The sequence below is a fragment of the Rhodococcus sp. H29-C3 genome (assembly GCF_030063405.1).
Taxonomy (GTDB): domain Bacteria; phylum Actinomycetota; class Actinomycetes; order Mycobacteriales; family Mycobacteriaceae; genus Rhodococcoides.
The window spans coordinates 198171-219374 of record NZ_JASITC010000007.1 but is presented as its reverse complement, the minus strand read 5'-3'; the positions used below and the strand labels follow the sequence as shown (position 1 = coordinate 219374).

Genomic DNA, 21204 nt, shown 5'->3' with positions numbered 1-21204 from the left:
ACACTATCGAACCGCGGTAAGAGTTCGCGCATTTTCGAAGCATGCGATCGCTGCCCGACATGCCCAGTTTCGTCCCACCTCGGACCGACGAATAAGTCCAGCCGCTATAGCGGACTTACCCAGTGATATGTTGGATGTTGTCCCCCGTCGAGAACTTTTCCACTTCGTGTACCAGTCGATACAACTCGCGCACTCTGCGTGACACATGCAGACCCGTCAGCCGACGGTCGGCGGACCATCGGTGTGTGGCCGCTGCGCGATGGTTATACCAGGCACCGGGTCAGTCGGCGCAACGAATCGATTCGCTGCGCCTGTTTCACTGCGGCCGTTCGGGGTCCGTCGGGTTCTTCATTCTGGGCCGCAGATTGTAGCCGCCGTACCACTGGTGCACTGCTTGCTTGCTCATGCCGAGAACGTCGCCGATCTTCGACCACGGCACCGGCGGGCTTGCACTGCGCAGTCGCTCGATGATGGCGTAGCGGTCGGCGATCATCGTCGAAGCCAGGAACGCGTTGATCTCGAGCGCATCGAAATCAGAGACGGCCTCAATGCGACGCCGCTCGGCGTCGGTGATCCACTTTTCAGCATCCTTACGCCCCAGATTGCGTACACCTTCAGCGAGCTCGACCGCTGCGAGGGCGGCGTTGTATTCGTCGTACATCGCGGACAGTTCGGCCGCGGTGAGTTTCTTCATGGAATTCATATCGTCAACATATCTTGACGACTTACATTCGCCAAAACATCTTGACGTCGGCAAGCAAAAAGGATCTCTCACTGGAGCGGCACGGCCGCTTCCTACGGGACGAGATAGCCGGTCCTGGGAAAACCTGGTGCCCCGAGCATCGGAACCCGCGTGCAGGCACCGAATTACCAACCTACGCCACTGGTGTGGCGGGCAATCGAAGTCACCCACTGGCCGTCCACACGTAACCGAGGGTGGGGTCAGGGATGATCGAGTTTGGTGACCAGACCTCGGTCCCCGTCCACACGAACCCGGTCGCCGGTCTCGAGCACCTGCGTTGCCACCAAGGTATTGACGACGCACGGTAGCCCGTACTCCCTCGCCACCACAGCGCCGTGAGAAACGGAGCTGCCGATATCGGTGACCAGCGCGGCGATGACGGTGAAGTACGGCGTCCATCCCACGTCGGTGACCGGGGCGACAAGAATTTCACCACGCTGCACTTCACGCGCATCGACTATCGACTTCGCAACACGCACAAAGCCTTCGACCGTACCCCGACTGGCGGGCCGTCCGACGATCTCGTCGTCGGTGAAGCTGCGCTCCGTCCGAGCAATGAGAGGCGACGGCCTCCCCACAGACACATCGTCGAACTCGAGGAACCCCTGGAACGCGAGTGCTTCACGACGCTGGAGACCGCGCAGCACGAGATCGGCAACGTCGTGCGGACCGACGATGTGGTTCAATTCTGTGCGGTCGAAGAAGAACACCAGATCAGGGTCGGGTAGCCGTCCAGTACAGGCCAGCAACTCCCCAAGGTGGCGGTAGCCCAGCTTGAGCGCATGGGCCATCAGAGCCATCTTCGATTTCGTCTCCTCGCGTCCCCGCGCGCCGCCCTGCGCCAGGCGGGCGAGAAGTCTGACGGTCGACGATGTGGGCGTCCGAACCCGAGAGAACATCGGTCCGCGAACAGCCTGATCGAGAGATGAGCGCAGCATGACCTGCATCATCGATCCCAGCCCTTCCGGGTCCTCGGCCCAAGATGGGTCTCGCATGCACAGCTCACGGTATCCGCGGTGACCGTAGCGAATCAAGAACTGTCGCAAAGCTATACCGCCGGCGCTGTCTGTAGTCCGCAATCCGTCGACCGCATTGCCCGGCTCCGCGGCCAAGAATCTCGTGGTGGCCTCGTCGTCGGTGGCGACGGTGTTCACTACCGAGTCGAGATGCTCGAGCATGAGCGCGCTCTCGACATCGGAGGCGCCGGCCAGAAGGCGGGTTGCTTCGGCTCTCCCCTCGTCCTCACTGCCTCCCTTCCTGACCGCCTGCTTCATCAGAACGCTTTCGAGGATGTTGGCTGCAACCGCTGCGCGTGACGACGACCTCACATGAGTCAGCGTGACGTCACAGTACTGCTCGACGCCGAATTCCAACTGCCGCATCACGTCCCGTGGTTCGTCACTGGTCGGTACCCGGAATCCGGCGATCTGGTCGCCCAGGCGTCTGATCGCGGGACCGGCGGATAGTGCATACGCGGTGAGCCGGACCGTATTGCCAAGTTTGCGAAAGAAAGGTTTCGTCGGCTTGGGCTTCAATTCGTCGACCACCCGACCGCAGATCGATGTGGAGAACTGCTCCAGCGAATTTCCGAGTAGGCCCGAGCTCAGCGCCGTGCCTTCGGTCAGGTTCAGGAACATGTGTCCATAAAAGTATCCGACCTGAAGCCACGGTTTCTCGTAACTCGGTTGTGCACGCGCGACCACTTGCAGCCTTTGCATCGCGTGGTCGATGGCGTAGCCGGATACCGATGCGGTCAGCGGGCAGAAGGCACCCGGCATCATCTCCCCTATGTTGCAGCGCGTGTACACGTGATCGGCGCCCGCAAGTGGCGAGTCCATCTCGTCGAGTTCACCGGGCAGGCTGGTGATCGGCCTGCCCTGCAGCCACCACAGAGCGCCGGACCGGTCGATCGCCCACTCGAGATCCATAGGCCTCCCCCAGTGTTGCTCAGCGCGTAAAGCATCGGCACGAATGTCGGCGATCTCCCGGGGCGACAGAACCGGCACCTCGCCAACCTCGTGGACGACGGGGATTCCGCGGGAATCCAGGAGTATGTGGTCAGGAGACGCCGTACCGTCGACGAGCGCGTCACCGAGTCCGGCGATGGCGTCGATAACCATGACGTCGCGTCGGCCGGTGGTCGGATCCGCAGTGAACACGACACCGGCGGCGCGCGCGTCGACCATCTGCTGAACCACCAGATGCATGATGGCCGCTGACTCCCCGCTGTAGGACGAGGCTCGTTCGGAATTCACCGAGGCGGTGCACGTGCACACTGCCTCGGTGAAGTCATCGACGGAGTCGACACCGAGCACAGTGTCGTATTGCCCGGCGAAGGACTGCTTGTCACCGTCCTCCCCGACGGCCGACGACCGGACTGCCACGGGGGTCGTGCCGTCGGCAGTCATCTGCAAGAACCGCTGTGCCGCAACAACAACGGAGCCGTCCGAGGAGGCATCGGCGATGACGAATCCCACTGGCACCGATAGGCCGAGACGACGCAGTTCAGCGAGCCCAGCGGCCTTACCGCCGTAGCGGTCGTCGCTGACGTCATCGAACTCGACAGTTCTCAGCGTCATGGTTTTCCTCCCAACGAGTCTACGATCTCGGCGAGCGCGTCAACCTCGATGGGGCCCGGTTGATACAGGCAGATTCGGTCCGACACGCCGTCGACACGGTCGCGGATGTGCGCGGCAATTTCGGCTGGGGTGCCGCAGGCGGCGATGGTGTGCAGTATTTGATCATCGATCAATGTAGCCATCTCCTGCCACCGGCCCTGCTTGGACATAGTGTTGAGTTCCGGCTGAAGATCGCCCCAGCCGTGGGCGTCGAGCACCGGCCGGTAGGCCGGGGTGGAACCGTAAAACGCCAACAGCATTCGAGTCGAGGCATGGTCGTCGTCTCTTCCGGTGTCGACCGACACGATGATCTCGGGCACCACCTCGAAGTCATCCTCGCTGCGGCCGGCAGCAGCGAGCCCTTCACGTACAGCCGGCATCGTCCTCTCGTGAAGGAACCGCTTCGACCCGAAAGGCATCACCAACAGACCGTCGGCCACTTCTGCGGTGGCTTTCGTCAACCGAGGCCCGAGTGCGCCGAGGTAGATCGGCGGCGGACCGAACGGGTTCGGACCCGGTACGAAGGTCGGCGTCATCAAGGTGTGTCGGTAGTATTCACCGCGGAAGTCCAGGCGTTCACCGTCATTCCACGTTGCGAAGATCGCTCGCAGCGCCCCCACCATTTCCTTGATCCGCGCGACCGGCCGATCGAACTCGGCCCCATAGCGCTTCTCGATCTGCGCGCGCACCTGCGTGCCGAGCCCTAGGATGAAACGCCCCTCACTGAGTAGTTGCAGATCGTTGGCTTGGTGGGCGAGCTGAATCGGGTTGCGGGGAAACGCGATCGCGACGTTCGACATCACGTCGAGACCCTTCACCGACGAAGCCAGCACCAGAGGGGTGAACACGTCGAAAGGTCCTTCGAAGGTGAACACACCGCATGCACCGGCTTCCTGCAACACTTGTGCGCGCTCGACCGCGTCAGTGGGCCCGAACAGCGCTGTCATGATTTTCATTGACGTCGCCTAGTTCGCTACGTCTGTCCAGTCGGAAAAACCTGACGGGTGGTGCGGGCCGATCACCCCGTGCTCGAACAAACCCGCGCCCTCACGGGTAGTCCCATCTGCTTCCGTGCACACGGCATGGCCGACATGGTCGATGAGACTGAACGGCGCGCGGGCGATCACCTCTGGGTCCGACAGGTCGAAGCTGACGCGTTCGGCGAACGGCCCGTCCTTCCAGCTGCCGTGTGACCACGAGGAGTCCCCACCGTAGCCCGACCCGAAAGCGATGGGCGCAAACAGCTTCGATTCGACGTCCAGTCGGATTTGGTCTCCGGCGCGATTCATGAACTCGACTTGGACGCCCTTCGGAATCCTCGTCCCGGACAGATAATCGACGGTGGCGCGCACTCCGTCGAAATGTTCGACGCGGCCGTCTCGCCAGCGTCGCGTGCAGTCGTACAGGTTGCGATGGCCATCGGGGTCCTCTTGCAGGATCAGGAACAGTTGGTAGTCGTCGAAGGCCAGCGGAAGGTAGAGCCACCACAGTCCGCGGAAAGTGGCGTCCGGACGACCGGACGGCTCGGTCTCACCGACAGGCCGGATCCCCCAGGATCGGTCGCGACTGGCCACACTGCTGTCATGATCGACTTCCAACCGTTCGCCGTCGACATCGATCCAGCCTTGCCAGGAGCCGACCTGCGCGAAGCGGCACGCCTGCAACGTCACTCGCCGCTCGGTGAGCATCTCGTGCGGCTTTTCCAGGGCAGCAGGGAAGAGCCCGCGCCACGTGAGATCTGCGGAAATGCCCTCAGTCGGCGCCAGTGTCAGGTGCATCTCCTGCAACGGCTCGATGACGTCGAGACGGTAGCCGTTGACGTTCTGGTGAAGGCGGTCATCGTCGATGCTGTCGCTGAGATGTACTGCGGTCTGAGTCTCGCCGCGCCGCACGACGAAGTAGGCGTCCTTGACGCCCAGTCGCGGGTAGTAGCCGATTCCGGTCAGAGCCATGAAGCGGCCACTTCGGTCGAGCACGTTGAAGTACGAGCGATCGTAGAAGTTTCGATCGGATGTGGCCGGCCAGGTCATCGGCGCAGGGGTTTGGTGAATTGGATATTCGTCGAGCGGGCTCAGTTTCACAAGTCTCCCTCAAATACGATACGCACTGTATTGGAACTATGCTGAAGTCATGACAGCAGGAAACCGCATGGAAGGCAATAGCGCAGCGCAGATCGCACCGGGTCGTCCGCGCGACGGCAGGATCGATGCCGCGATCATTGCGGCGACCCGCGAATTGATACTCGAGACGGGCTATTCCGCGTTGTCACTGTCGGCGATCGCCGCCCAAGCCGGGACCACCACTGCTGCCATCTACCGGCGGTGGTCGGGCAAGGCACAGCTTGTCCACGAGGCAGTGCTACCCGCCGAATCCATCCCCCCGCCGAACGGTTCCGGCGATATTCGTCAGGATATTCGGGCGTTGGTCGAAACGATCCGCACGATGTTCGACGCTCCTGAGGTGCGTATGGCGTTGCCGGGTCTGATTGCTGACACTGTCGCCAACCCTGAAGTGCACAGCACGATGATCACCCGGTTGGCCGGCAATCTGACAGCTTTCGAATCTCGCTTCCGTCAGGAGCGCCGAGGCGATGACGAGCTACCGATGCTCGCCGAGGTTGTGGCGGGCACTGCGATCTTCCGCATCCTCATTCGCCGCGACTCCGCTCTAGACGAGACTTGGGTGGACGAGATGACCGAGATGATCACCGAGCGCTGGCCCTCCGGCGAGACGTCCTAGCCGCTGGTGTCGGCAGGTCGTCGCTCGATGGTCAGCGGTTGGCCATCGAGCGACTGCACAGGCTGCGTCGGACGCGCCCTATCGAGTCGAGAATCCTTATATCGTGGACGGCGCAAACGCCTCCAGCCCGCGCCGCACGATTTTGCCTGTGGCGTTGCGCGGCAACTCGACCTGAGTGAGAACCCAGCGAGTTGGGACCTTGTAGCGCGCAATGCGATCGGACATGAACGCCTTCAGGTCTGCTTCCGTCGTGTCGGTCGCTGTCACAACTACGGCAACCACCTCTTGACCAAAGTCTTCGTGCGGCGCGCCCAACACTGCGCATTCCTGCACAGCGGGGTGCTCCGCGAGTGCGGCTTCGACCTCAGCTGGATAGATGTTCTCGCCGCCTCGGATGATGAGGTCGGATCTTCGACTGCGCAGTCGGAGATGCCCGTCGAGCATCACTCCGATGTCCCCCGTGTGCAGCCATCCGTCAGCATCGATAGCAGCATCTGTCGCCACGGCGTTGTTCCAGTACCCCAGCATTACCAATGGGCCTCTCAAGCAGATTTCGCCTTCGACACCGTCCGTCACCTGGATTCCGCTGATCTCCTGGATCTGCACCTGCATGGTCATAACCGGGGTGCCTACAGAGTCCTCGTAGAGCGCTATGTCGGCGGCGGTCGCGATCGTCGCCGCTGAACTGGATTCGGTGAGCCCGTAGGTGGTACCCAGCGATTTCGCTGCGTCAGGAAGAACTTTGCGAAGCGCAGTTTTCAGTGACGGAGAGGACGGTGCCGACCCCAGGGAAATAGTGGTGAGAGAGGACAGGTCGTAGCCCGAAAGATCACTGTGCTGGACCAGGCGGTTGGCCATGGTCGGAACCATTCCCCACTGGGTCACATGCTCCGTTTCGACCAGTTGGAGTGCCTTGTTTATGTCGAACCTTCCAAGGTAGATCACCACCGCATCCCCGAAGACCAATCGGGGCACCACTAGATTGTGCAGTGACATCATGTGGAACAGCGGCGCGGCGAGAAGTACGCGGCGTTGTTCCGGACGCGAAATTCCCATCTCGGTCGCTGCCGCGTCATTGACGGCGAAGTAGTCGGCCGCAGCAATCACGTTGCGGTGCGAATGTGTAGCTCCCTTCGCCCTACCTGTGGTGCCACTCGTGAAAATGATGATGGCGGGGTCGTCCTCTTCGACCACAGCAGGCGGCAGCTCGGCACCCGAGAATTCGAGGCTGAGTCGAGGAATGTCCTCCTCGATCGTCAGCACGGGAATTTTCGGATCATCGAGCATTGCTCGACGTTTTTCATCGGCTACGACGAGCATGGGTGTGCAGAGTTCGATGGCATCCGCGGTTTCGCGCGCCGACCACATCGAGTTCATCCCGACGGCTATCGCGCCAAGTGCGGTTACAGCCCAGAACGAGAGAACCCATTCCGCGCTGTTGGCCGCCAAGAGCGCCACTCTGTCGCCCTTGCCGACCCCGTACTTCTCCTGCAGTGCCCGACTCAGCGAAGCCACCCGGTCATGGTGCGCGGAAAACGTCAACCGACCGTTACCGCATATCAGGTACTCGCGATCACCGTAGGCCGCCGACGCAGTGAGAGCCTCGCTCAGCGATCGCGCCCGGTTTTTGAACACCTGCATTCGATGCCCGCGAACGTCCTCGTAGACAAGCTCGAATTGCCGCCCCGGGGCGGTGACCGCCGCAAGTGCCTGCGTTCGTCGCTCTTGGATGGTCAACTCTGTAGTCATCATTCGTCCTCTTTTGAGATGTTCACGCTCGATCCAACGACCGATTGTCTGATAACGCCCGGTCCATCGACTGGATCCGTATTCCGCCAAACAAAATTCACTCGCACCTCGTGTATGTATATCAACAGCCATCACCGGCGACCGACCGTCACACGCGGCACGGGCGAAATTCACCTCGTGCTAGTTCGGCCACTTCGCTCAGGGCAGATAGCCGATGTGCCGAATTGGTTCGACCGGTGCGGGCTCACGACCTCGGGCCATTCGCAGACCTCCCAGCAATGCGTTGCGCAACTGGCGCGGATCGATAACCTCGTCGTAGGTGACCGTGCCGGCCAAACGCCAGGGGCCCGAGTTTTCGTTCTCGATCAGTGCCGCTCGTGTCTGCTCATCTTCCTTGGCAGTATCGCCGCCGATACCGGCCGGAATCCCACCGAGCATGGCACCGGGAAAAGCCAGCGAAACAGTTTGCCCGCCGAACGCGTTCTGCCCCATCACCGAACTGCCGAAACCGAAGGCCTTACGCACAGTCACATGCAGCTTTGGAACCTGCGCACGATGCTGAGCGGCGAACATCCGGGCCGAGGCCCGGAGGATTCCGGCGCGCTCCGACACGCTTCCGGCCAGTACGCCCGGATTATCCGCCAGCTGCACCAGTGGTAGGTGGAATGCGCTGGTCATCGAAATGAATCGAGCCGCTTTCTCTGCGGCCGCCCTGTCGATCGCACCGGCAAGTACCAGTGGCTGGTTGGCGACGATCGTTACCACCTGTCCGCCGATGCGGGCAAGGGCTGTGATGATCGAACCACCATGCTCGGGCTGGATCTCCAACAGTGATCCAGCGTCTACAAGCCGCTCCAGCACTTCCCGCATGTCGTAGCTTTTCCGCGGATTCGGCGGGATGATGTCCAACAAGTCATCGAGATCGCGCTCGTCGAGATCGTGCCCGGATACCGCTGTCGTCGCGGGCGGTCGATTCCAAGCGCTGCTCGGGAAATACGACAAATAGCGTCGTACCAGCGCGAGTGCCTCTTCCACGTCCGCAACAACGTTGTGGACGACTCCACTCTCCACCGCGTGTACTGCGGGCCCACCTAGATCGCTCTTGGTGACCTGCTCGCCTGTCGACGCCCGGACCAGTGGAGGACCCGCGGTGAACAGCGCGGCATCCGCGTCGACCATCACCACGAAGTCAGACAGGGGCGCGGTCAGCGCCCCATGCCCGGCGGACGGGCCGGTAACCACCGCCACAGTGGGAACCAATCCAGCCAATTCGCTCATCGCCTGTAGATCATTGGGTGCCGGTCGGTGCGGGAAGAGTCCGTTGACGGCTCGGTGCCCCGCACCCTCGAGCATCATGACCAAAGGAAGACGCTCCTGCTTTGCGAGCACTGCGATTCGAGCGCGCTTCGTGGCGGCGGCGGTGCCAATGGAACCACCGCTGACCGAGAAGTCTTCGGACCCGACCAAAAGAGGCCGGCCATCGATCAAGCCAGAGCCTGCGACGAAAGCGTCCGCGGGAGTGGATCCGTCGCCGGCGAGGGTGCCGATTTCGATGAAGCTACCCGAATCGAGCAGTTCCTCGATTCGGGTGCGGGCGTCGACTCGACCGGCGGCGCGGTGGCGGGCGAGTTTCTCGGGACCGCCCATGGACCGTGCAGCTTCATGGCGTCCGGCCAGCGATTGCAGGAGCGGGGCCCAATCCTGGCGGTTCTGAGACATTACGCCCAACTCCCGTCGACCACTTCACACATGGTTCCATCCTCTCAGCGAAACCCCTATTTCCCGCTATCGGGGTTCACCATTCGGGTGAGTGTCGTCCACGAACGGACCATCGAGATAGGCTCCACAGATGGTCAGCGACCCGGCAACGAAATATTAGGCCACTTCGGATCTCGCCCGATGAAGCCGGCCAGTCGCGTCACCGGGTCTGCGTCGGCAGCCACGGCGACAGCTGGACCGTATTGGCCGGAGGACCGCAGTAGGTCTTCTATTCCGGCCATACCGTCGAGCAACTGTGCGGCGAATGCAGGGTCTAGGTTCGGCGATCGACCGATGGCGGTTGCCAGGTCCCAGGTATGCATGAAGATATCCGAGGTGTAGAACTGGTCGATCGCGTCGGCGAGTCGGTGGGTGCCTACCATCGGGTGGCTGAATTCGCTCTCGTCGGTGGCTTCGGCGAGCAGGGCCTGCACACCCTCGACGTGCGCCTGCCAAGCGGCTGCAGGATCGGACTGTGTATCCGGTCCAGGTGGTAATTCCTGCCCGCCTGCACTGAGGAAGTCAGTGAACCAGTTGACCAGGTGCGCAACGATGTCGCGGACGACCCAGCCCTCGACCGGAGTGGGCAAATCCCAATCATGCACCAGTGCAACGTTTTCAGTGAAGGCGGCAGCTATCGCTCGGTGTCGATCGGCGGGGGGCAGATCAGCGAGGGGCGTCATCGAGTTCATCGCGCGCCAACGACCGCATCGAGCTTGCCGAAACAATCCCCCGATGACCGGACGGGACTCTCGAACCCCACCGTCGTGAGTGAGGCACGATCAGGCCTGTCCTCGAAGGTGTACGGCAGCAGTGTGTTCATGATGAGGTGCCCTTTCGTTGGTTCGACAAGTGTGCATCCCCGGCCTACTGGTCGCCAAGCATGAGGTCATGGCAAGCGAGGAAAACCCCATCCCGCACCCGTTCCCGGCACCTGGTCACGGGCGTAGCTACAGGTGCCGGGAACGGCCGATCAACTCGAGTGGCGGGCGAAGAACCGGGCCCCACCGGTGACCTCGGATTGTGGTACTCCAGCATGCCCGCCCATGTTCGCGTGCAACGCCTTTTCCTCGGAGCCGAAGGCGTCGAACAGATTCAAACTAGCCTGCCGGTCGTTCGTTTCATCGTCCCACTGCAGGAGAACCTGTAGCGGAATGGTGACCTGACGGGCCTCGTCGAGCGTGGCGGCGGGCACGAAACTACCCGCGAACAACACGGCGGCAGTGATACGCGGCTCGACCACCGCCAACCGGATACCGATGGCTATCGGTCCTCCCGAGAACCCGACCGGTCCGCGAACTTCAGGTAGCGCAAGAAGAGCATCCAAAGCGTCCTGCCACTCCGGGACTGCCTTGTCCACCAGCGGAAGTACAAGCCGATCGACTATCTCGTCGACCGGCTCACCGGTCGCCAGCGCCCGCCGCAGATCACTGCGGGCCTGCTCCGCGGCGGCGGAACGGGTCCGCTCACCGCCGCCAGGAAGCTCGATGGTGGCCGCGGCAAAGCCGTGCTCCAGAACCGAAGCCCGGGCCCGCCCTGCCAACCGGGAATGCATCGCGTGCAATCCCCCAGGGTGGCCGAGCAAAACCAGCGGCACCGGCCCGGGCGCGGACTCGGGCGCCCAGAGAATGCCGGGGATCCCGTCGAGGGTGAAAGAGCGCTCGACAACGCCGCCGTCAAGCCGTGTAAAAGTGAATTTCATGGTCGAACCTTTCGGGAGTGCTCGCGAACGGCGCTCCCGGACTATCTTTTCGTCCGACCGCAATAAGAGGAAAGAGCACCCATGTCGATACAGCGTTCACAGGTACCACCTCCTTGTTCTCGTGCACGGTCTCCGGCAACGTAGCAGGGCTGATCCGAATCCAGCAACGGGTTTTCTGGCAACTCCATAGCTTGGCTCGACCACAAGCAGATTGCCTTTGCGATGAAGGCGATGAGTTTCGATCGCGGTGGCAGTCTGAACGACATGACTCGAACTACCGCACATGTGTCGATCTCCCTTGACGGCTTCGTCGCCGGCCCTGATCAGGACAAGGACAACCCCTTGGGTGTCGGAGGCCTCCAACTGCACACATGGCATATCGGTGAGGCCACGAACGAGGCCGATGCCGCGCTCACCGCTGAACTACTGCGTCCTCGCGGAGCATTCATCATGGGTCGCAACATGTTTGGTCCCATCCGCGGTGAGTGGGATGAGGACTGGAGCGGGTGGTGGGGTGACAATCCTCCGTACCACGCACCGGTGTTCGTACTCACCCACTATCGACACGATCCAATCGAGATGGCGGGTGGCACCACTTTTCACTTTGTGACCGATGGTTTCGATTCCGCGTACGCCCAGGCCAAGGCCGTGGCCGGCAAAAACGACATCTCCATCGCCGGCGGCGCGTCGACCGTTCGTCAAGCCCTCGCCGCCGGCGTGATCGACGAACTCGTCCTCGACATCACACCAGTCTTGCTCGGAAGCGGTGAATCACCGTTCGATGGCCTGACAAACTCGAGCCTCGAACCGATCGAAGCCATTCACTCTCCGTTCACGACGCACGTGCGGTATCGCGTAAAGCACTGACCGGGACGTCGACGACGGCTCCGAAGTCGGCCGACGCCCGGATGATCAGATGGCGACGTCACCGACCCCGGTGAACCCGTATTGCTTGTGGGGTCCGATGACCGCTATCTCGAAGAGTCCTGCGCCAGTGCGGGTGACGCCGTCCTCGATGATGGTGAATCGAGCGAGATTGTCGACTGGGCAGAGCATTTTCTTCCAGGGTTCGATCTCGGAGACCTTCTCGCGACACCTCTGGACCACCATCTCGCCCTGCCACATTCCGTGACGCCAATCCTGCTCGAGGCCATACCCGGTGCCGACCCCCAGGTAGTGCGGAAGCACTGGTTCGCATGTGACGGTGAGGACGTGATCCGGCTGGCCGGGCGAACCCGGTCTGCGGAAGTACAGTGTCCCGGTCTCGACTTCGCGGGTACCTGGAACGAAGTTCAACTCGTGATCCGGTCGGCCCAGCCATTCCCGCTCCCGGGTTCGATCGGCGAACACCCGCGTCGAGTCCTCGACGATTCGCCGACCGTGCCGGTCCTCCTGAATGACCGTGACGATAGAGAAATCTTCGAACTGCATGATCGAATAGATCCAAAAGAAGTTCTGCTCGGCAGCAATGGCTGGATCGGCCTTGCGTCCAGGTGGTTCCGCTTCGCCCACTGGCCGTACGCCCCAGGAACGATCACGGTTGCCGCGCCACGTGTCCGGCGTGACGGACATGGCCTCGCCGTCGAGCGTCAGTGTCCCCGCCCACGTCCCGGTTTGGACGAACCGCTGGGTGTCGAAGGTGACCCGCTCGAGTTGCCGATGGAAGTGCCTCGCCTCGAGGTTCGCCGGCACGTCGGACTCGAATTCGAGATCGAAACTGAGATCGGGGGCCTCCGGACTCGGTTCGAGAACGACTCGCAGACGGTGCAATCCCTCGATGATCTCGATGCGCAACGGCCCGACGGACAGATCCATGCGGTCCTCCCCCAGTGCTCGGGAAGCTCGAAAGACGAGGTGATCATCTCCGCGTCGCAGCACCGCGAACCCGTCGCACACACCGAGATTGGGATACTGACCAAGTCCGATGATGAGGAACAGTGGATCGGCCCCGTCGACCCCGGCGTGACAATTGAAGTAGTACCGGTCGTAAAAATTGCGGTCCGGAGTGCCGACATGTCGGATCGGCTCGGCGATCTGGTGGACTGGGTAGTCGTCGAGCGGAGATAGAGTCATAGCGCGGCTCCTGCCGTGACGACGGCCCAGTAGGTGCCGTCGAGCATGGCTTCGAGACTCGCTCGGTGCATGATCATGTCATCTGGGTTCTCCGGTAGCTGAGCTTGACCGAAAGCGACGGCACGGCTCTGTACTCGAAACATGATGACGGCGTGACGAACAGCCGCGTACAGCGTGTAGAAGTCGAGATCGGCCGGTCGGTGCCCGGTCAGCTCCCGATACGTGTCGGCGACGTCCTCGCGACGGAGAAGGTCCGGTAGCCCGGGGAGCCCGGCCATCGTGGCGAGATCCTCGAAGAACCTGTGCAAGTAGATCATCCAGCCGAGGTCCAACTCGCGCGGACCGAGCGTGGCCATCTCCCAATCGAGTACCGCTGCAGGCCGGAAGTCCTGGTACATGACGTTGCCTATGCGGGAGTCGCCCCAACACAGCACCGCCGGTCGGTCGTCGGTGGGCAGGTTCGCCTCGATCCAGTCGAGTCCGCGTTCGATCAGCGGAGACAGTGGTCCGTCAGCGGTGGCCCACTCGTAGTAGCGCCGTTGACCCGCCACATGCGCACGCAACGCCGCCTCTCCGGAGGGCTCTTCGTCGCTGTCGGTACATCTCAAACTCGGGCAGACGCGGTGGGGCTCGGCGATGGCATGCAGGTCGACGAGAACCTGGATAGAGGAAAGCTGGAGTCGGGAACGTTCTTCCACCGTCCCCTCGGACAGCCAGGATCCGAAGTTGTACGGCATCACGTCGGGAGGGACGTCGCCCTTGATCCGCTCCATGACGAAGAATTCGCCACCGAGTACCTCAGGCGAGGACTCCGACCAGTAGACACGGGGAATCGGCACCGACGTGTGTTCCGCAACCGCCCGCATGACATGGAACTGCTGGTCCAAGTTGTAGGTCGGGAAGATCGGCACCCCGATGGCGGCGGGCGCAATCCTCGCTACCAGCTGGTGCTCCGAGCGGCAACCGTCCTCGGTCCACACAGCGTCGAACAGCACCGTCTCGTTGGACATCCCTGTCCCGGCGGGAACTTCGGTCGAGGTCACCTCCGGCTGGGACTCGGCGTCGAGAACTGTGGCCAGCCAGCGCTCGAGTCGCGCCCGCAAGACAGCGGGATCGCTGCGCGACTCAACTGGTCTGGCGAGTTCGGCAAAGTCGGGATCTGCTCCCGTGGTTTCAGAAGTCATAACCACTCCTAGTGGCTTGGGAGACAGTGATGACACGCGCTAGTCGTTACACTTCGTATCGACTGAAGTCGTGACAGAATGTAACGGACGTCACACCGAAACCGCAAGGGGCCCGTAGAAGAATGCCGAAGGAACCCGAGGCCCAGCATCGGCTCGGCCCGCAGCGGAACCCGACGATCGACGCAGCCGTGCTGGATGCCACCCGCCAATTGCTGACTGAGAAGGGCTATGCCGGCACCACGATCGACGCGATCGCCGCCCTCGCGGGCGTCGGACGCCCCGCCATCTATCGTCGTTGGCCTTCGAAGGCCCACATCGTCAACGAGGCCGTCAACCCGGTTCTGGACACCGATCTGGGGGCCGACATCGACTCGACACTCGGCGTCACCGGCACGATGGCCGACCAAGTCCATGCACTGGTGCAGGGCGCGGTCGCACTGTTCGCCTCCCCTGCCACCCGGGCAGCAGTCCCAGGGCTGATGAGCGAGGTGCGTACCGACGGAGCGTTACGTGAAGTACTGGTCGTACGCCAGCTCGCGGGAGTGCGAGCGGAGCTGGAGCGCCGAATGGCGGTGGGCCGCGAACAGGGCGAAATTCGTGCAGGTGTCGACGTGGACACTCTCCTCGACATACTCGCGGGTGCCGCGATCTTCGCGATGTCGGTCCGCGATATAGACGATCCGGGGCCGGTCGCCGACGCGTTGGCCGACATCGTCCTGCACGGCATTCTCCCCCACGAGCAGTCGGAGGACGATACGCGGAATACCGAATAGGCCGGGTCCGATTGCGACCCCGTGCCAGATAGGAATCGCGGCCGCGGATCGACTGTCGCTTCAGCGCACCACAGCGGCCGGAGCCGTCCCGGTACAGCCAGGGCTGCGAGCGTCTCCCCCATCTGCGTTATTTGTTCGACGCCGACAGTGGCTTCCCATCGCCGGTAAACGGCGAGAGCGGACTACTCTGCAGCTCTGGTGGCACGTATTCCTTTGGCTGTCAGCATGATGAACGTCGATCGCTTGTCCCGAGGATTCTCGACGCGCTCGAGATTCGCAGGTGGCGGCGGGGAGCAGCTCTCACGCGCAACGAAGTCTGTAGCGTGGTCGACGTGAATTATTCTCGCGCAACCAAATCCGGCATACTCGCGGCCTGCGCCGCGTCGCTCGCTGTGGTGCTCGCAGCATGCGGCTCCGATTCGACTACCTCATCGGTCAGCGAATCTGCACCTGCATCCACCGCATGCCCGTCCCAAGCGCCCGAGGCCGGCACCACACCCGAATGGACACTTCCCGGATCCACCGGCAGCGTGGCAGTCGCCGGATCAACCGATACGACGGCGCCCCTCGTCGAGGTCACGACACCGTTCGCTGTGACCGAAACCCAGGTACACACCCTGCAGACCGGTGACGGACCGGTCGTGGCCGATGACGCGACGGTCTCGGTCTGCTACATGGGAGTCAACGGCCGCGATGGTTCGGTCTTCGACAGCAGCTACGAACGTGGCGCACCGGTCGAGTTCCCGCTTGCACGAGTCGTACCTGGCTTTCAGAAGGCGATCGCGGGGCAGACTGTCGGGTCGAAGGTTGCCGTCGCGATGACATCCGCCGACGGGTACCCCAGTGGTCAGCCGTCAGCTGGCATCGAGCAAGGCGACACCTTGGTTTTCGCGATCGAAATCATCGACGTCTCGGGCTGATACGCCGTCTCGGCAGATACACCGTCTCGGCAGATACACCGTCTCGTCTGATACATGGGGGCCGGTAGCAAGGCCATTCTCGACCTTCACCGAGCCGCTTACAGCGTGCAGCAGCTTCCCTTCCCTTTTCAACGTATAGCGCACCCGGGGGCTTGTGGCAAGACCCCGGGTGCGGCGCAGAATTACCGGCTGAAGCCGAAAGCTGCAGAAAGGGAGGGAAACTCATGTATCTACCTGTGCCGGATTTACCACCTACTTCGATCCCATCGCGAATCGAGCCGTGGGAGGCGGCAGCGTGAGCCCTGTGACCGAAAGTGCCTTCGATCTCTCGGATCGACTCATCGCCAAAGCCCACCACGCGTTGATCGCCGACTGGCGCTCCCCTTCAGCCGAGCCGTACTTCGGCGCAACACAGGCCAACCCGATGGGGCTGGCGCGTCGGCGTCGGTATCGCTGGACTCGTGGCCGTGTGAGCGACTATTGGGACGAGGTTTTCACTGCTGACGAACTCGAAAGCGAGAATGGGGTGCGCCGGCACGCAGCACTCGACGATCACTCGGCATTCATAGCGAGTCTCGGCAGCGACAGGTCGCACCGGATGCGCGATGTGCTGGGGACGATCCAAGCCGATCAGGATGCGATCATTCGAGCAGGATCGCGCGGTGCGCTCGTCGTCGACGGGGGTCCAGGCACGGGGAAGACGGTCGTCGCTCTACACCGTGCCGCGTACCTTTTGTACGCCGACGCCCTGGTCGGTCGCCATCGAGGTGGTGTGCTGTTCATCGGGCCGCACGAGCCCTACCTGACCTACGTCGCCGACGTCCTACCGAGCCTCGGTGAGGAGGGCGTCCACATCTGCACCTTGCGGGACTTCCTGCCGGAAGGTGGGTCCGCCGCACTCGAGGTAGACGCTTCGATCGCCCGCCTCAAAGCGTCGCGACATCTCGTGACGGCCATCGAGTCGGCCGTCGGATTCTACGAGCAGCCACCGACCACCGGAATGACCGTCGAGACCGACTGGGCCGATCTTTGGATCGGTCCCCAGGACTGGGTCGAAGCGTTCGGTGCACCCGAACCTGGCATTCCGCACAACGAGGCCCGAGAACAAGTCTGGGAGTTGCTTCTCACGATCCTGACCGACAAATACGACGGTGAAGCTTCGGTCACGACTATCCGAAGGTCGTTGCACGAGAACGAAGAGTTGCGTGCTGCTCTGGAGAAGGCGTGGATCTTGGTCGAAGCCGCCGACCTCGTCGCAGATCTGTGGTCGGTACCCGCTTACCTTCGGACATGTGCACCCTCGCTCAGCGAGGACTACATCACAACACTGCAGCGTCCGAACCCCAAGGGTTGGACAGTCTCGGACCTTCCTCTCCTCGATGCCGCGCGTAGGCGCCTCGGCGACCCCAACCTGTCCCTCCGGCGCCGCCGCCGAACTGCAGCCGCAGCGGCCGAACGTAAGCGGATGGACCAGATTTTGGACGAGCTACTTCGATTGGACGACGACGAAGGAATGATCGCCCAGCTTCGCCAAGAGGGCATGCGAGATGCCCTCGTCGACGACGTGGTCCTTGACGATGACGAATTCCTCGACAGCGGTCACGCCGCGTTAGCAGGTCCGTTCGCGCGCATAGTGGTCGACAAAGCTCGAGAACTGACCGATCCGGAGTGGCAGATGTTGTTGTCGCGCTGCCCATCCCGGAGCTTCACCATCGTCGGAGATCGCGCCCAAGCTCGCCGAGGGTTCACGGAGTCGTGGCAGGAGCGGCTGCGACGAGTCGAGTTCGAACACGTCGAGGTGGCGTCGCTGACCATCAACTAGCGAACACCCGAGGAAATCATGACGGAAGCCGAACCGATCATTCGAACCGTTCTGCCGGACGCCAACGTGCCGACCTCCATTCGTCGGAGCGGCATCCCCGTCGTGCACGGACACACGTCAGAGTTGACTTCGATTATCGAGTCATGGTTGGCCCAGCACACCGAAGGGATCGTCTGCATCATCAGCGTCGATGCCACCGGCAGTATCGAACTCCGGGCGAATTGACGCGTTCGCGTGCTGACTCCAGAAATGTCCAAGGGCCTCGAATCTGATCTCGTGATTCTGATCGACCCCGACGCATTCGGTACAGACACAGAGGGAGCGGTAGACCGCTATGTCGCGATGACGCGTGCGACGCAAAAGTTGGTCGTGCTCGTGAGCTAGCCGTCGTGTTCGCTCTTACGTCGTCGAGCCCGCAAGCGACCGAACTTGATGCCGAAGGCCCCCAGAATCACCAACCACCCGAGTGCGAGGACACAAAGCCCCACCGTGGTCGCGGACATGGTCTTGTGGTCATCTGCATATACATATCCGACACCCGCCCATATCGCAGCTACCACAACGAACAACCCCATCGCAGCCACCACAGCCCGGACCGTTCGGTTCGTGCGCATTACCTTGATCACCGGAAGAGTATGCCCGCGATTCGCGCGGCGAAACGAATTTTCCGAGTCGCCTGGGCCACACGAACGTTCACGATGACCGAGCACGCTACGTAGACTGCGATGATGGCACTCGATCATGGCGATCCCGGCGACGCTCCTTCCGTCCCTCCCCCATTTGGCGCCTTCGAGCCTGCCCGACGGATGTCGGCAGCCGAAGAGGCTCGAACCGTCGCAGCATCGACCAACACAGGCACCCTCGCAAGTTTGACTGTCGAGGGCGACCCGTGGGCGTCTTACATCACCTATGGCCTAATGGGAGGCTCACCGGTTCTGTGTGTTTCGAACATGGCCGAGCACGGACGGAACCTCGATCACGACCCTAGGGCGAGTTTGTCGGTGGTCTCCCCGGCATCGGTCACCGATCCGCTCGCGACGTCGAGGATCACCTTGGCAGGCGTGGTGGAACGACCATCTGGAGATGAGATGGCCGCTGCGCGGCAGGCGCATCTATCGGCTGTCCCCGCCGCCAAGTACTACATCGACTACAGCGACTTCTCGGTGTGGATTCTGCGTGTGAATCGAGTCCGCTGGGTAGGCGGATACGGCCGGATGGATTCTGCACTCGGTGACGACTACTCATATGCGACAGCAGACCCGGTGGCAACGCAGGCCGCCGGTGCGCTCACACACTTGAACGAGGATCACGGCGAATCGTTACTGGCAATGGCGCGCGCTATCGGCGGCTACCCGGATGCCACGGAAAGTACGGTCATGTCGGCCGACCGGTACGGACTCGACCTCGCCGTGCTCACTCCGCGTGGGAAGGCGACCACTCGCGTTGCATATGCCGAACCGATTACAGCCCTTGCCGACCTACGCGCAGCAACAGTGGAACTGGCACAGCGCGCTCGCGCCCGGTGATCCGATGACGTGCTTCTGAAGCGATACAGAAGCAAGGGTGTCGGGTTTCGCAGTCGACCACTGATCACTTGCCCTGGTCAGTGGCACTAATCGTGATGCCAGCACCCGATTCGGCCTCCGACATGGGAACCTTGCCGAGACACCCCAAACCCGGACCGTTACCGTTGTGGTACATCTCAAATCTCTAGGAGCAGGTTAATGAGCATCCAACCGGTCGAATCGAAGCGTCATCACGTCGTTGTCATCGGTTCCGGATTCGGTGGCTTGTTCGGCGTCAAGGCACTCAAGAAGGCCGACGTCGACGTCACTCTGGTCGCTAAGACCACCCACCACCTATTCCAGCCTCTTCTCTACCAGGTGGCCACCGGCATCCTGTCCGTGGGCGAGATTGCGCCCACGACGAGGGTCATCCTGCGTAAGCAGAAGAATGCTGAAGTACTCCTCGGTGACGTTCTAGCCATCGATCTGACGGCCAAGACCGTCACCTCCAAGCTTCTCGAACGGGTCACCGTCACCCACTTCGACAGCCTCATCGTCGCGGCCGGAGCGCAGCAGTCGTACTTCGGCAACGACCACTTCGCCGAGTTCGCGCCTGGCATGAAGACGATCGACGACGCTCTCGAGCTTCGTGGTCGTATTCTCGGCGCGTTCGAGCAGGCCGAATTGTCGGACGATCAGGAAGAGAAGGACCGTCTGATGACCTTCGTGGTTGTCGGTGCCGGACCGACCGGAGTCGAACTCGCCGGTCAGATAGCAGAATTGGCAGACCGCACCCTCGACGGTGCATTCCGGAACATCGACCCCCGTGATGCGCGTGTCATTCTGCTCGATGCCGCCCCGGCCGTGCTGCCGCCCATGGGCGAAAAGCTCGGCCAGAAAGCCGCAGCACGTCTCGAGAAGCTGGGCGTCGAGATTCAGCTCAACGCCATGGTTACCGACGTGGACAACGACGGCCTGACCGTCAAGGAAAAGGACGGTACGACCCGTCGCATCGACGCACAGTGCAAGGTCTGGTCCGCCGGAGTGCAGGGCAGCCCGCTCGGGAAGCAACTCACTGATCAGTCCGGGTCCGAGACCGATCGTGCGGGGAGGGTCATCGTCGAACCCGACCTGACAGTCAAAGGCCACCCCAATGTTTTCGTGGTCGGCGACCTGATGTCCGTCGAAGATGTTCCCGGTATGGCACAGGGCGCAATCCAGGGGGCCAACTACGCCGCCAAGCAGATCAAGGCGTCACTGACCGGTGCTGATCCTGCAGAGCGTAAGCCGTTCAAATACTTCGACAAGGGGTCCATGGCCACGGTGTCGCGTTTCAACGCCGTCGCCAAGGTCGGAAAGTTCGAGTTCGGCGGCTTCATCGCTTGGGTCATGTGGCTTGCGTTGCACCTGTACTACCTGGTCGGTTACCGCAGCCGCATCACCACGGTCATTTCTTGGTTCGTCACCTTCCTCGGGAAGGGACGTGCGCAGATGGCGTCTACCGAGCAGCAGGTGTTTGCACGATTGGCCATCGAACAATTGAACTCGATGGAATCGAAACGCTCATCGAAGAGGGTTGAAAAGCAAGAGGAGAAAGCCGCAGGCTGACCGCTTTACCG

The 21204-nt window shown here is 62.1% G+C and carries 17 protein-coding genes and 1 pseudogene; 7 read left to right on the top strand and 11 right to left on the bottom strand.

From position 1 onward, the window contains the following. Positions 1–316 precede the first annotated feature (316 nt). The 4 genes from QMK32_RS17500 to QMK32_RS17485 form a co-directional block, all read right to left on the bottom strand. Positions 317–703, bottom strand: a complete 387-nt coding sequence (locus QMK32_RS17500; RefSeq protein WP_283476411.1) for a hypothetical protein — start codon at positions 701–703, stop codon at positions 317–319. A gap of 239 nt (positions 704–942) precedes the next feature. Continuing rightward, on the bottom strand, positions 943–3321 hold the full coding sequence (locus tag QMK32_RS17495; RefSeq protein ID WP_283476410.1) for a PEP/pyruvate-binding domain-containing protein: 2379 nt from the start codon (positions 3319–3321) through the stop codon (positions 943–945). Beyond that, the gene (locus tag QMK32_RS17490) at positions 3318–4316 is read right to left on the bottom strand and encodes a TIGR03617 family F420-dependent LLM class oxidoreductase (RefSeq protein WP_283476409.1); all 999 of its coding nucleotides are present in this window, start codon (positions 4314–4316) and stop codon (positions 3318–3320) included. The genes QMK32_RS17495 and QMK32_RS17490 overlap by 4 nt, the downstream gene beginning before the upstream one ends. A 9-nt stretch (positions 4317–4325) precedes the next feature. After that, on the bottom strand, positions 4326–5441 hold the full coding sequence (locus tag QMK32_RS17485; RefSeq protein ID WP_283476407.1) for an Rv3169 family protein: 1116 nt from the start codon (positions 5439–5441) through the stop codon (positions 4326–4328). 49 nt (positions 5442–5490) lie between these two features. Here QMK32_RS17485 and QMK32_RS17480 point away from each other — a divergent pair, with 49 nt between their 5' ends. Further along, positions 5491–6099, top strand: a complete 609-nt coding sequence (locus QMK32_RS17480) for a TetR-like C-terminal domain-containing protein (protein WP_283476406.1) — start codon at positions 5491–5493, stop codon at positions 6097–6099. A gap of 96 nt (positions 6100–6195) precedes the next feature. Here QMK32_RS17480 and casG read toward each other — a convergent pair whose 3' ends face one another. From casG to QMK32_RS17460, 4 genes are all read right to left on the bottom strand, one after another. Then, positions 6196–7848 (bottom strand): steroid-24-oyl-CoA synthetase, encoded by a 1653-nt coding sequence (casG, locus tag QMK32_RS17475; protein ID WP_349307570.1) that lies wholly within the window; start codon positions 7846–7848, stop codon positions 6196–6198. A 198-nt stretch (positions 7849–8046) separates the two neighbouring features. Next, complete coding sequence (locus QMK32_RS17470) at positions 8047–9567, bottom strand: acyl-CoA carboxylase subunit beta (RefSeq protein WP_283476403.1); 1521 nt, start codon at positions 9565–9567, stop codon at positions 8047–8049. A gap of 134 nt (positions 9568–9701) precedes the next feature. Then, entirely contained in the window at positions 9702–10289 is a 588-nt protein-coding gene (locus QMK32_RS17465) for a TIGR03086 family metal-binding protein (protein ID WP_283476401.1), read from the bottom strand. 290 nt (positions 10290–10579) lie between these two features. After that, entirely contained in the window at positions 10580–11308 is a 729-nt protein-coding gene (locus QMK32_RS17460) for a dienelactone hydrolase family protein (protein ID WP_283476399.1), read from the bottom strand. 264 nt (positions 11309–11572) lie between these two features. Between QMK32_RS17460 and QMK32_RS17455 the strand changes: the two genes are divergently transcribed. Continuing rightward, positions 11573–12175 carry a dihydrofolate reductase family protein gene (locus QMK32_RS17455; RefSeq protein ID WP_283476397.1) on the top strand — a complete coding sequence of 201 codons (603 nt, stop codon included), beginning with the start codon at positions 11573–11575 and terminating at the stop codon, positions 12173–12175. A gap of 45 nt (positions 12176–12220) precedes the next feature. On the opposite strand, the gene QMK32_RS17450 is transcribed toward QMK32_RS17455, so the two are convergent. Continuing rightward, positions 12221–13381, bottom strand: a complete 1161-nt coding sequence (locus QMK32_RS17450) for an Rv3169 family protein (RefSeq protein ID WP_283476395.1) — start codon at positions 13379–13381, stop codon at positions 12221–12223. Beyond that, complete coding sequence (locus QMK32_RS17445; RefSeq protein ID WP_283476394.1) at positions 13378–14565, bottom strand: phosphotransferase family protein; 1188 nt, start codon at positions 14563–14565, stop codon at positions 13378–13380. Before QMK32_RS17445 ends, QMK32_RS17450 begins: the two co-directional genes overlap by 4 nt. 122 nt (positions 14566–14687) lie before the next feature. Here QMK32_RS17445 and QMK32_RS17440 point away from each other — a divergent pair, with 122 nt between their 5' ends. The 3 genes and pseudogenes from QMK32_RS17440 to helR form a co-directional block, all read left to right on the top strand. Next, on the top strand, positions 14688–15338 hold the full coding sequence (locus QMK32_RS17440; RefSeq protein ID WP_283476393.1) for a TetR/AcrR family transcriptional regulator: 651 nt from the start codon (positions 14688–14690) through the stop codon (positions 15336–15338). A 332-nt stretch (positions 15339–15670) separates the two neighbouring features. Beyond that, positions 15671–16258 (top strand): FKBP-type peptidyl-prolyl cis-trans isomerase, encoded by a 588-nt coding sequence (locus tag QMK32_RS17435; RefSeq protein WP_269305887.1) that lies wholly within the window; start codon positions 15671–15673, stop codon positions 16256–16258. Between the two features lie 337 nt (positions 16259–16595). After that, a pseudogene (helR, locus tag QMK32_RS17430) lies at positions 16596–18464 on the top strand (RNA polymerase recycling motor ATPase HelR); the annotation flags it as partial. Here the strand turns inward: helR and QMK32_RS17425 are convergent. Beyond that, positions 18461–18706, bottom strand: a complete 246-nt coding sequence (locus tag QMK32_RS17425; RefSeq protein ID WP_283476390.1) for a hypothetical protein — start codon at positions 18704–18706, stop codon at positions 18461–18463. The pseudogene helR and the gene QMK32_RS17425 overlap by 4 nt on opposite strands. A 102-nt stretch (positions 18707–18808) precedes the next feature. Here QMK32_RS17425 and QMK32_RS17420 point away from each other — a divergent pair, with 102 nt between their 5' ends. Continuing rightward, positions 18809–19606, top strand: a complete 798-nt coding sequence (locus QMK32_RS17420; RefSeq protein WP_502943666.1) for a HugZ family pyridoxamine 5'-phosphate oxidase — start codon at positions 18809–18811, stop codon at positions 19604–19606. Between the two features lie 198 nt (positions 19607–19804). Next, complete coding sequence (locus QMK32_RS17415) at positions 19805–21193, top strand: NAD(P)/FAD-dependent oxidoreductase (protein WP_283476388.1); 1389 nt, start codon at positions 19805–19807, stop codon at positions 21191–21193. Positions 21194–21204 lie beyond the last annotated feature (11 nt).

What these genes read in the sequence shown, in the direction of transcription:
- QMK32_RS17500 (WP_283476411.1), bottom strand. Translation starts at nt 703, where the DNA reads ATGAATTCCATGAAGAAACTCACCGCGGCCGAACTGTCCGCGATGTAC.
- QMK32_RS17495 (WP_283476410.1), bottom strand. Translation starts at nt 3,321, where the DNA reads ATGACGCTGAGAACTGTCGAGTTCGATGACGTCAGCGACGACCGCTAC.
- QMK32_RS17490 (WP_283476409.1), bottom strand. Translation starts at nt 4,316, where the DNA reads ATGAAAATCATGACAGCGCTGTTCGGGCCCACTGACGCGGTCGAGCGC.
- QMK32_RS17480 (WP_283476406.1), top strand. Translation starts at nt 5,491, where the DNA reads ATGACAGCAGGAAACCGCATGGAAGGCAATAGCGCAGCGCAGATCGCA.
- casG (WP_349307570.1), bottom strand. Translation starts at nt 7,848, where the DNA reads ATGACTACAGAGTTGACCATCCAAGAGCGACGAACGCAGGCACTTGCG.
- QMK32_RS17470 (WP_283476403.1), bottom strand. Translation starts at nt 9,567, where the DNA reads ATGTCTCAGAACCGCCAGGATTGGGCCCCGCTCCTGCAATCGCTGGCC.
- QMK32_RS17465 (WP_283476401.1), bottom strand. Translation starts at nt 10,289, where the DNA reads ATGACGCCCCTCGCTGATCTGCCCCCCGCCGATCGACACCGAGCGATA.
- QMK32_RS17460 (WP_283476399.1), bottom strand. Translation starts at nt 11,308, where the DNA reads ATGAAATTCACTTTTACACGGCTTGACGGCGGCGTTGTCGAGCGCTCT.
- QMK32_RS17455 (WP_283476397.1), top strand. Translation starts at nt 11,573, where the DNA reads ATGACTCGAACTACCGCACATGTGTCGATCTCCCTTGACGGCTTCGTC.
- QMK32_RS17450 (WP_283476395.1), bottom strand. Translation starts at nt 13,381, where the DNA reads ATGACTCTATCTCCGCTCGACGACTACCCAGTCCACCAGATCGCCGAG.
- QMK32_RS17445 (WP_283476394.1), bottom strand. Translation starts at nt 14,565, where the DNA reads ATGACTTCTGAAACCACGGGAGCAGATCCCGACTTTGCCGAACTCGCC.
- QMK32_RS17440 (WP_283476393.1), top strand. Translation starts at nt 14,688, where the DNA reads ATGCCGAAGGAACCCGAGGCCCAGCATCGGCTCGGCCCGCAGCGGAAC.
- QMK32_RS17420 (WP_502943666.1), top strand. Translation starts at nt 18,809, where the DNA reads ATGGCACTCGATCATGGCGATCCCGGCGACGCTCCTTCCGTCCCTCCC.
- QMK32_RS17415 (WP_283476388.1), top strand. Translation starts at nt 19,805, where the DNA reads ATGAGCATCCAACCGGTCGAATCGAAGCGTCATCACGTCGTTGTCATC.